The sequence below is a fragment of the Novosphingobium aerophilum genome (assembly GCF_014230305.1).
Taxonomy (GTDB): domain Bacteria; phylum Pseudomonadota; class Alphaproteobacteria; order Sphingomonadales; family Sphingomonadaceae; genus Novosphingobium; species Novosphingobium aerophilum.
Map to the genome: position 1 here is coordinate 261,517 of NZ_JACLAU010000002.1, position 8,539 is coordinate 270,055.

At 68.2% G+C, this 8,539-nt stretch carries 10 protein-coding genes; 8 read left to right on the plus strand and 2 right to left on the minus strand.

Annotated features, from left to right (window positions below; all coding sequences use genetic code 11):
- Window positions 1–142 precede the first annotated feature (142 nt).
- Together H7F49_RS03460 and H7F49_RS03465 are read right to left on the minus strand one after the other, a co-directional pair.
- On the minus strand, window positions 143–499 hold the full coding sequence (locus H7F49_RS03460; protein WP_185682151.1) for a hypothetical protein: 357 nt from the start codon (window positions 497–499) through the stop codon (window positions 143–145).
- A gap of 168 nt (window positions 500–667) precedes the next feature.
- Window positions 668–2,278, minus strand: coding sequence for a phosphoenolpyruvate carboxykinase (locus H7F49_RS03465; protein WP_185682152.1), 1,611 nt, complete (start codon window positions 2,276–2,278; stop codon window positions 668–670).
- A 285-nt stretch (window positions 2,279–2,563) separates the two neighbouring features.
- On the opposite strand from H7F49_RS03465, the gene H7F49_RS03470 reads away from it, so the two are divergent.
- From H7F49_RS03470 to H7F49_RS03505, 8 genes are all read left to right on the plus strand, one after another.
- Complete coding sequence (locus H7F49_RS03470; RefSeq protein WP_185682153.1) at window positions 2,564–3,316, plus strand: response regulator transcription factor; 753 nt, start codon at window positions 2,564–2,566, stop codon at window positions 3,314–3,316.
- Window positions 3,297–4,868 carry an ATP-binding protein gene (locus tag H7F49_RS03475; protein ID WP_407940285.1) on the plus strand — a complete coding sequence of 524 codons (1,572 nt, stop codon included), beginning with the start codon at window positions 3,297–3,299 and terminating at the stop codon, window positions 4,866–4,868. Before H7F49_RS03470 ends, H7F49_RS03475 begins: the two co-directional genes overlap by 20 nt.
- Complete coding sequence (locus tag H7F49_RS03480) at window positions 4,868–5,278, plus strand: HPr kinase/phosphorylase (RefSeq protein WP_185682154.1); 411 nt, start codon at window positions 4,868–4,870, stop codon at window positions 5,276–5,278. The genes H7F49_RS03475 and H7F49_RS03480 overlap by 1 nt, the downstream gene beginning before the upstream one ends.
- Window positions 5,279–5,369: 91 nt before the next feature.
- The gene (gene rapZ, locus H7F49_RS03485) at window positions 5,370–6,293 is read left to right on the plus strand and encodes an RNase adapter RapZ (protein WP_185682155.1); all 924 of its coding nucleotides are present in this window, start codon (window positions 5,370–5,372) and stop codon (window positions 6,291–6,293) included.
- A gap of 61 nt (window positions 6,294–6,354) precedes the next feature.
- On the plus strand, window positions 6,355–6,759 hold the full coding sequence (locus tag H7F49_RS03490) for a PTS sugar transporter subunit IIA (protein WP_185682156.1): 405 nt from the start codon (window positions 6,355–6,357) through the stop codon (window positions 6,757–6,759).
- 39 nt (window positions 6,760–6,798) lie between these two features.
- Window positions 6,799–7,071, plus strand: coding sequence for an HPr family phosphocarrier protein (locus H7F49_RS03495; RefSeq protein WP_185682157.1), 273 nt, complete (start codon window positions 6,799–6,801; stop codon window positions 7,069–7,071).
- A 45-nt stretch (window positions 7,072–7,116) separates the two neighbouring features.
- On the plus strand, window positions 7,117–7,932 hold the full coding sequence (locus H7F49_RS03500) for a TrmH family RNA methyltransferase (protein ID WP_185682188.1): 816 nt from the start codon (window positions 7,117–7,119) through the stop codon (window positions 7,930–7,932).
- Between the two features lie 189 nt (window positions 7,933–8,121).
- On the plus strand, window positions 8,122–8,539 hold a 418-nt coding region (locus H7F49_RS03505), incomplete at its 3' end, for an IS110 family transposase (RefSeq protein ID WP_185682158.1).

Below are 8,539 nucleotides of genomic sequence, written 5' to 3' on the forward strand. Positions count from 1 at the left end.
CCCCTCCACCACCTGCGGTGGTCCCCCTCCCCGTGCCGGGGAGGAGAGTATGGCAGCCCCCCACCCTTAATCGTCGTCCCAGGCCCGACAGTCGGGACCCGGGACCGCCGGTCCGCTGCGACGCACCGCAGAGGTGATCAGGTCAGTTGCCGAACAGGCCCTTGGCGAGGCTCGCCACGTCGTTGAGCGGATTGCCGTCGCCGTCCTTGTCGAGCATCCCCGACAGGCCCGCCAGCGCCGAGTTGCCCTGCAGCAGGCTGGCGAACTGGCCCAGCGACCCCTCGCCCCCGATATGCCCGACGATCTGGCTGAGCACCGAGGCGTCGAGCCCGGTCTTGGCCGCGGCCAGGGTCACCGTGTCCTCGGGCGCGCTGTGCGCGGCGCCCAGTGCGGCCACGGCCTTTTCCGCCATGGCCGGATCGATCCCGACCTTGGCCGCGAGATTGGCGATATCGACGTTCTGGGTGACTTGGCCAAGCAGGCCATCGAGGAGGCTCATGGGACGATTCCTTGTTGCCGGAAAACCGCGCCCAGCCTCTGCGCAGGGCCAGCGCCGGGCAAGTAAAATGCCCGGCAACCTTCAGCCGGCAACCGGCCAGGCTCAAGCGCTGGTGGGAAACCGGAGGGCCGCGCCTGGTCCGCGGCCCGGCCCTCCGGCAAGCCGATATCAGGCAGCGACCGCCACGACCGGGGCCGCGGCGCGAACGCCCTCGTCGACATGGTCGGCGAACTGGGCGAAGTTGTCGATGAACTTGTTCACCAGGTCCTGGGCGGTCTTGTCGTACTCGGCCGCATCGGCCCAGGCCCCGCGCGGATCGAGCAGCGCGCTGTCGACCCCCGGCACGGCCACCGGCACTTCGAAGCCGAAGTTGGGATCCTTGCGGAAATCGGCGCTGTTCAGCGAACCATCCAGCGCGGCGTTGAGCAGGGCGCGGGTGGCCTTGATCGGCATCCGCTTGATCCCCTCCATCGTCGCCTTGCCGCCCGACCAGCCGGTGTTGACCAGCCAGCACTTGACCCCGCCCTTGGCGATCCGCTCCTTGAGCAGGTTGCCATAGACCGAGGGATGGCGCGGCATGAACGGCGCGCCGAAGCAGGTGCTGAAGGTCGCCTCGGGCTCGGTCACGCCGATTTCGGTGCCGGCGACGCGCGCGGTATAGCCCGACAGGAAGTGGTACATGGCCTGATCCGGGGTCAGCCGAGCGATCGGCGGCAGCACACCATAGGCATCGGCGGTCAGGAAGATCAGGTTCGCCGGCACCGGCCCGAGGTTCTCTTCCGAACAGTTCGGGATGAAGTCGATCGGATAGGACCCGCGGCTGTTTTCGGCCAGCGAGTTGTCGTCCAGGTCGATCTCGCGCGTGACGGGATCGATCACCACGTTCTCCAGCACGGTGCCGAAGCGCTTGGTGGTGGCGAAGATTTCCGGCTCGGCCTCGGCCGACAGGCGGATCATCTTGGCGTAGCAGCCGCCTTCGAAGTTGAACACGGCCGTGTCCGACCAGCCATGCTCGTCATCGCCGATCAGCGTACGGCTGGCATCGGCCGAGAGAGTGGTCTTGCCCGTGCCCGACAGGCCGAAGAACACCGCGGTCTTGCCGTCCGGACCGATGTTGGCCGAACAGTGCATCGGCATCACGCCCTTGGTCGGCAGCAGGTAGTTGAGGATGCCGAAGACCGACTTCTTCATCTCGCCGGCATAGGCCGTGCCGCCGATCAGGATCAGCTTCTCCGAGAAGTTGACCGCGATCACCGTCTCGCTGCGCGAGCCATGGCGCGCGGGATCGGCGCGGAAGCTGGGCAGATCAATGATGGTGTATTCGGGCACGAAGCTGGCAACCTCGGCCGCGCCCGGGCGGACCAGCAGGGTGCGGATGAACAGGTTGTGCCAGGCGAACTCGTTGATCACCCGCACGTTGACGCGGTGTTCCGGCTGCGAGCCGCCGAACAGGTCGGCCACGTAGAGCTGATCCTTGTCGGCCAGGGCGGCGAGGAAATCGGCCTTGAGCGCGGCGAAGTGCTCGGGCGTCATCGCAACGTTGGTCTTGCCCCACCACACGGTGCTTTCCGTTTCGGCATCGCGGACGATGAACTTGTCCTTGGCCGAACGCCCGGTGTGCTTGCCGGTCGCCACCACGAAGGGCCCGTCCTTCGACAGCACGCCTTCCCCATTGCGCACCGCGTGCTCGACCAGCGGGGCCGTGCCCAGGTTCGCGAAGACGGTCGCAGAGGTGGAGATGCCCTGGCGGTCAAGCGGGTGGAAAAGCGTAGCAGTCAAGGTCGTCTCCCTGTGGTCGGGACCGGTCCCCGGGACGCCCGGGATCGGCGCATGCATAGGTATGTGCATAGGTATGCGCGAGTCAGCCCGCGCATAGTGCAAGGGTTGCCAAGCGTCAAACCCGTAGGGTTAATTTCCCCGCCGGATGACGGATGGCTTCCGTCCAATGACTCAGGACCATACGCGATCCCGCCACCCCGCGCGGCGGAGCGAATTGCATCGGGCGCGCCGCTCCGCTAGGTCCGGTGGCCTCGGAAAAACGCGACAGCGAAGGCTCTTCCGCGCATGCCTGCCACGCCCGATCCCGCCAGCTCGACGCCTGCCGCCCGGCAGGTGATCGCGCTGGTCGACGATGATCGGAACATCCTGACCACGGTCTCGATTGCGCTGCAGGCCGAAGGATTCGCGACGCGGGTCTACACCGATGGCCAGACGGCCCTGCGCGCCCTGCTCGACAACCCGCCCGACCTGGCGATCTTCGACATCAAGATGCCGCGGATGGACGGGTTCGAACTGCTCGAGGCCCTGCGCGCCCGGTCAAGCCTTCCGGTGATCTTCCTGACCTCGAAGGACGAGGAACCCGACGAGGCACGCGGGCTCGCCCTGGGGGCGGACGACTATATCGCCAAGCCGTTCAGCCAGCGGCTGCTGGTCGCCCGGATCCGCGCCATCCTGCGCCGCACCGAACTGGCCCGCGCCACGGCCGAGGCCGGACAAGGCGGCGGCGAGGACCAGCAGATTGTGCGCCGCGGCCGGCTCGAGATGGATCCCCCGCGCCATCTGGTGACCTGGGACGGCAAGCCGGTGGGCCTGACCGTGACCGAGTTCCTGATCCTGGAGGCGCTGGCCAGCCGGCCGGGCGTGGTCAAGAGCCGCAACCAATTGATGGACGCGGCCTACAACGACGACGTGTTCATCGACGACCGGACGATCGACAGCCACATCAAGCGGCTGCGCCGCAAGTTCCGCGAGGTCGATCCCGACTTCTCCGGGATCGAGACGCTCTACGGGGCGGGCTATTCCTTTGCCGAAAGCTGAGCGCGAAAGCCTGCCCATCCCGGAGCGGCTGTTCTGGACGCGCCGCTTCTCGCTCACCGCCCGCATCCTGGCGGTCAACCTGATCGTGCTCGGGCTGATGGGGGCGAGCGTGATCTACCTCGATTCCTACCGCAACCAGCTCATCGCCGAGCGGTTCAAGCTGGCCCGGTCGGAAGCGCTGATCATTGCCGACGCCCTGGCCGAAACCCCGCGCAGCGAGCGCAAGCCCCTGCTGGCGCGGATCGGCAGCGAGCAGATGCTGCGGCTGCGGCTCTATGACGCCAAGGGGCGCCAACTGGCCGATAGCTTCCTGATCGCCGACGAGCCCGGCTTCACCTTCGTCGATCCGGCCGGCGAACCCTGGCCGATGAAGGCGGCCCGGGTGATCGATGACGCGATGGACCGCATGGTCGGCGCTCCGCCCGTGCCGGACTATGTCGAGGCCGCCATCGCCACCGCCGACGCCTGGCCCGAAATCCGCGAGGCGCGCGAGAGCGGCGAGGTGGCGGTCCGCCTGCGCCGCGCCCCGGATCGCACCCCGGTGATCACCGCGGCCGTGCCCTATGGCGAACGCGACGAGATCCTGCTGACCACCCGCAACGCCCGCGACATCGTCGAGAAGGTGCGTTACGCGCGGCAGACGCTGGCGATCGTGATCGGCATCGCCCTGGTCATCTCGATCCAGCTCTCGCTGTTCCTGGCCCGCACTATCGTCCAGCCGCTGCAATTGCTGGTCCGCGCCGCGGTGCGGGTCCGGCTGGGGCGCGAACGCGAGGTGGTGGTGCCGCGGCTGCCCGAACGCGGCGACGAGATCGGCCTGCTGGCCCGCGCGGTCTCCGACATGACCGCCGCGCTGCGCCAGCGGATCGACGCCGTGGAAAGCTTCGCCGCCGATGTCTCGCACGAGATCAAGAACCCCCTCGCCTCGCTGCGCAGCGCGATCGAGACGCTGGGCAAGGTCGACGATCCCGAGCTGCGGCGCGAGCTGACCCGAATCGCCGCGCACGACGTGCGGCGGATCGACCGGCTGGTCACCGAGATTGCCGATGCCAGCCGGATCGATGCCGAGCTGACCCGCACCGCGTTCGAGCGGGTCGATCTGGTCAAGCTGACCACGGCCATCGTGCGCAGCCGCAGCGAGCGCGGCACCGACGGCAATGTCGCCATCGCGCTGGTGCACGGTCGGCCCCGCTGCTGGGTGATGGGCGATCCGGCACGGCTCGAACGGGTGCTGCTCAACCTGATCGACAATGCCGTCTCGTTCTCTCCGCCCGAGGGCCGGATCGAGATCGCCATCTCCGTGGGCGGAGGACGGGTCAAGGTCTGCGTGACCGACGATGGGCCCGGCATCCCGGCCGAATCGCGCGACAAGGTGTTCGAACGGTTCCACTCGCTGCGCCCCGACAGCGAGGACTTCGGCAGCCACAGCGGGCTGGGCCTGGCCATCGCCCGCACCATCGTCACCGCGCACGATGGCACCCTGACTGCGGCCGACCGGCCCGACGGGCAGAGCGGGGCGCGGCTGGTGATCGATCTGCCGGAGGCGACGTGATGCTTCACCAGGCCACCTGCGTGGCGATCGGCGGCCGCGGCCTGCTGATCGAGGGCGAACCGGGCAGCGGCAAATCAAGCCTGGCGCTCGCCCTGATCGATCGCGGCGCCGAGCTGGTGGGCGACGATGGCGTGGCCCTGACCGCTGCCGGCGGGCACCTCGCGGCCGCCCCGGCCCCGGCCACCGCGGGTCTGCTCGAAGTCCGCAATGTCGGGCTGGTCCGGCACGAGCCCCGTGCCACCTGCCTCGTGGCCCTGGTGATCCGGCTCGACCCGGAGGCTCCGCGCTTCATCGACGCGCCCGAATCGACCACGCTTGCGGGTGTGCGACTTCCGCTGGTCCGGCTCTGGCCGGACAGCCCCGTGCTGCCCCTGCGGGCCGAGGCGGCCCTGGCGCTTTACGGAACCTGAGGCTTTATGGAGCTGGAGCGGGCCGATCCGCCGCTCTCCGCAGGCTGCACAGGTTTACATTCAACCGCCGCGCGCTCAAACCGACCCGACGATGACCGCCGAAGCCGCCCCTGATTCCCGCCAGCGCGTCCTGCTCGTCACCGGCCTGCTGGGCGCGGGCAAGACCACCGTGCTCAAGGTCCTGGAAGACCTGGGGTGGGAAACGATCGACAATTTCCCCATGCGCCTGCTGGGCCAACTGGTCGGCCCGTCCGGCCGCAAGAGCGCCGAAGCGCGCCCCCCGCTGGCCATCGGCTTCGATTCGCGGACCCGGGGGTTCGATCCCAACCGGATCATCGAGCAGGTGAAGACCCTGTCCGACCGGACCGATCTGGAAGTGACCACGCTGTTTCTCGACTGTTCGGGCCAGGAGCTGGAGCGGCGCTATAACGAGACCCGCCGGCGCCACCCGCTGGCCAGCGACCTGCCCGCCAGCGCCGGGATCGCGGCCGAGCGCGAACTGCTCGAGCCACTGCGGCGCTGGGCCGATATCGTCATCGTCACCACGCCGTTCACCTCCAACCAGCTCCAGCAGGTCGTGCGCGAACGCTTTGCCACCCTCGCCGACCAGCAGTTGACGGTAACGGTGTCCAGCTTCGGGTTCTCGCGGGGGATGCCGCCGGTGGCCGACCTGGTGTTCGACATGCGATTTCTGGACAACCCGCACTGGGATCCGGCGCTGCGTCCGCTGACCGGGCGGGACGCCGCCGTGGGCGACTATGTCAGCCGCGATCCCGCCTTTGCCGAGGCCTTCGCCCGCATCCGCGACCTGATCCTGCTGCTGCTTCCCCGCTACCAGGCCCAGGGCAAGGCCTATGTCCATGTCGCCTTCGGCTGCACCGGCGGGCGCCACCGTTCCGTCTTCGTGGCCGAGCAGATGGCCCAAGTCTTGCGCGATGCCGGGTTTTCGCCCACATTGCTGCACCGCAACCTCGGCTCACGCGCCGCCGACCTGGTCGAAGGCGGAGCGGCGTGAGGTCCGGGAACGCAGGCCGGGTGCCCCGGCGGGTCGCACAACGTCGGAGCGCATTCTCTTCATGATCGGGCTGATCCTCGTCACACACGGCAAGCTTGCCGAGGAGTTCGTCCATGCCATGGAGCATGTGGTCGGGCGGCAGGATGCAGTCGCCACGGTCTGCATCGGCCCGAACGACGACATGGAACGCCGCCGGCGCGAGATTGCCGATGCGATCAAGGCGGTGAACAGCGGCGCCGGCGTGATCGTGTTGACCGACCTGTTCGGGGGCACGCCGTCCAACCTGGCCATTTCCCTGATGCAGGCGGGCAAGGTCGAAGTGATCGCCGGGATCAACCTGCCGATGCTGATCCGCCTGGCCGGAGCGCGCAAGAACATGGCGGTGGGCGCGGCGGTGATCGCAGCGCGCGAGGCCGGGCGCAACTATATCACGATCGCCTCGGAGTTCCTTGGTCAGGACGACTGACGGGGAACCGGAACGGCGGCAAGCGAGGGGATTGCCAGGGTGGCCAGCGAGACTGTCGAGATTGTCAACCAGCGGGGGCTTCACGCCCGGGCCAGCGCCAAGTTCGTCAATGCCGTGGCCAAGCTGCCCGATGGCATTGCCGTCACCGTCACCAAGGACGGGACCGAGGCCAATGGCGGATCGATCCTGGGCCTGATGATGCTGGGCGCGGCCAAGGGGGATTCGATCGAGATCACGGTCGAGGGGGCCGAGGCCGAGCTGATCCTGCCCCGGCTGGTTGGGCTGGTGAAGGACGGGTTCGGCGAGGACTGAGTCCCCCCTGCCCCACCGGAGACCCGCCGCTTGCCCCCCCATGCCCTGAACCCGCGCCGCACCATCACCGGCTTTTCCAATCCCACGGTCAAGCTGCTGCGCTCGCTGCGCGACAAAAAGCATCGCAAGCGCGAGGGCAAGTTCCTGGCCGAGGGACTGCGCCTGCTGACCGATGCGCGCGAAAGCGGCCGTCTGCCCGAAATGCTCGTCATGGCCCTGGGCCGCGACGAGCATCCGCTGCTCAGCGCGCTCGAAGCGGCGGTGGTCGCAGCCGGGGGCAGCGTGATCGAGACCGAGGCCGAGATCCTCGCCAAGATCACCGGCAAGGACAATCCGCAGGCCGTGGCCGGGGTCTTCGCCGAGTTCGACACCGGCCTCGCCGCGCTGGACCGCAGCCGCGCGCCGATCTGGCTGGTGGCCCAGGCGCTGCGCGACCCGGGCAATCTGGGGACCATGCTGCGCACCGGCGATGCGGTGGGTGCGGGCGGCCTGATCCTGCTGGACGATTGTGCCGATCCCTTCTCGGTCGAGGCGGTGCGCGCGTCGATGGGCGCGATCTTCACCCAGCAGGTGGTCCAGGCGCGCTGGGACGAATTCCACGCCTGGCTGCGGGGTGGCCCCGGCCAGCTTGTCGCCGCCAGCCTGCGCGAGGCCCGGCCCTATCGCGGCGCGCCCTATGCCGCCCCATGCTTCGTCATGGTCGGCAACGAATCGCGCGGCCTGCCCGAAGACTATGAAATGGCCTGCGACCTTCGCGTCACCATGCCGATGAAGGGCCGCGCCGACAGCCTCAACGCGGCGGTCGCCGGGGCGGTCCTGGCCTATGAGGTGCTGGCCGCGCTCGACCCTGCGGCTACCTGAACAAAACCCTTAGGCGCCGTTCAGGCCATACTAACCTCGGGCCGCTAGACCGGGACCTGCAATGCGATTGCGTTGCCCCTCCCTTGGACTTCAAACCCCGCCTTCGGGCGGGGTCTTTATGGGATGGCCCGCCCCTTTTCCCCGGCATCGGATATGATGCCGGTGCTTGAAGAGGAAAGGAGCGGACCGATGTCTATTGTGATCCTTGGCATTGATTTGGGCAAGAATGCCTGCAGCGTGGTCGGCGTCGATGCGGCAGGTGCTGTCGTCGTGCGCAGGTCGATGCGCCGCCAGACGCTGATCGACTACGTAGCCAAGCTTCCCGCGTGCGTGGTGGCGATGGAAGCGTGTTGCGGTGCCCATAACCTCGGGCGCGTTTTCGCCGCGCAGGGACACGAGATCAGACTGATGTCTCCCGAGTACGTGCGCCCGTACATCAAAGCGCAGAAGAACGATGATCGTGATGCCGAGGGGATCGCTGAGGCAGCCTCGCGCCCGACGATGCGCTTCGTCGAACTCAAGACCCAGGAGCAGTTGGACATCCAGACGCTCCACCGAGTGCGGTCTCGCCTGGTGGCCGAGCGCAGGAGCCTGATCAATCAGTTGC